The organism is Arthrobacter sp. P1_B3, assembly GCF_056406615.1.
On sequence record NZ_JBFTZV010000066.1, the window covers coordinates 1 to 1,612 of the forward strand.

General features: G+C 67.1%; 1 protein-coding gene. It reads right to left on the reverse strand.

Annotation, left to right across the window (positions count from 1 at the left end):
* Positions 1 to 206: 206 nt before the first annotated feature.
* Entirely contained in the window at positions 207 to 1,451 is a 1,245-nt protein-coding gene (locus AC1D2F_RS23850) for an ISL3 family transposase (RefSeq protein WP_476967902.1), read from the reverse strand.
* Positions 1,452 to 1,612 lie beyond the last annotated feature (161 nt).

The window sequence follows — 1,612 nt, forward strand, 5'->3', positions numbered from 1 at the left end:
TGCCAAGTACCCCCGGGAGGGCCCGTCTTCCCGACACCCGCCAAGGCCCCAACATCTGCTAGACCGTCGTCGGCGCCGACCGCCGGGCCCTCCACCCGCCTTGGATCATCCATGGCACACTCCCTTCTCCTGTCAGGAGAAGGGAGAATCTCACGCCGCGACTATGCCGACCAGACACTGCAAGAAACCGGCCCTGAACAGGCCAGTCACCCGAAAATCGGCATAATCCCAACATCGGCATAAGCRATCCCATGCCGACGTCGGCATGGGAKTGCTTCTGTGGGTCCGTTGGAGGCGCCGTTGGTGTCGAAGTAGGCCAGGATCGCCGCTTTCCAGGTCCTTAGGGTCCGGCCGAGCCGGGCGACTTCCGGGATCGGGCAGGTCGGGAACGACGCGATCACGTCCGTGACGAGTGCCCTGCCGTGTTCCGGACGGGCGTGGTAGATGTTGCGGAGCTTCTGGTAGCACTGCCAGGCCAGGGTGACTTCGTGGTCCGGGTCCCCGGCGGTGAGCTTCGCGTCCAGCCGGGAAGCCTGTTTCTCGGTGAGGTGTTCGGCGCCGATCTGCAGGGTCCGCCGGATCCCGTAGAGCGGATCGCCCTTGCGGCCGCGGTGTCCCAGGGTGTCCTGCTGGACCCGGCGGCGGACCTCATCGACCATGGCCGAGCCCAGCTTCACGACATGGAATGCATCCAGGACGGTGATGGCTTCGGGCAGCTCGTCGCGGATCGCGTTCGCGTAGCCGCGGAACGGATCCAGCGCGGCTGTCTTGATCCCGGCGGTGAACCCTGCGCCGCGGTCCTTGAGCCAGTCCGCGTAGGCCTTTCCGGAGCGTCCTGGAACCAGGTCCAGCAGCCGGGCGTGAACAACGCCGTCCGCGTCGCGGGTGTGGTCCACGATCCCGGTGACCATGCCGGTGCCGGGCGGGCCGGTGTGGGCCCAGACATGTTCGTCGACGCCGAGCGCGTCCACCCCCTTCAACCGGCCTGTGTCAGCGATCCGCCGTGCGGCCTCTGCCCTGATCCCGTGCCAGAGAGTGTGCCAGGAGACGCCGAGCTGGTGGGCCAGGGCCGAGACCGAGGTGTCGAAATGCTGGAGCGCATCGGTTGCCCAGTTCACGGCACGGTCGGTCAGTTTCGCCCGGGGTCCTGCCAGCGGGTGCTCCTCGGTGAACGTCGTTTTCGGGCAGTCCGGGTCCGGGCAGCGCCAGACACGTTTGGCCCACAGCAGCCGCACCGGCCGGCCGAAGCAGGGGGTGTCGTGGAGCCGGACCTGCCGGCGTCCGTGCCCGACCGCGACGACGCCGCAGTCCGGGCAGCCCGTGATGTCCTCCCCGGTTTCGACGCCCAGAACCAGTCCGGCCGCGGTTGCCGTGACGGAGCTGACGTGGATGCCCTCGACACCGAGCAGCGCGTCCGCGCGAGTGCACCAGCGGCCATCGGAACAAGACATAGAGTTATTCATGTCAGGGTCTCTTTTGGTATTGGTTTGCTTGGTCGCTACCAATTCAAAGAGGCCCTGACCTCTTTCCCCCTGCACCACGCCGCGCCGGAAACGCCCTACCCCGCGGCGTCAGTCTCAGACCGCCTAACCACGCTCATCTGCGAAGGGCC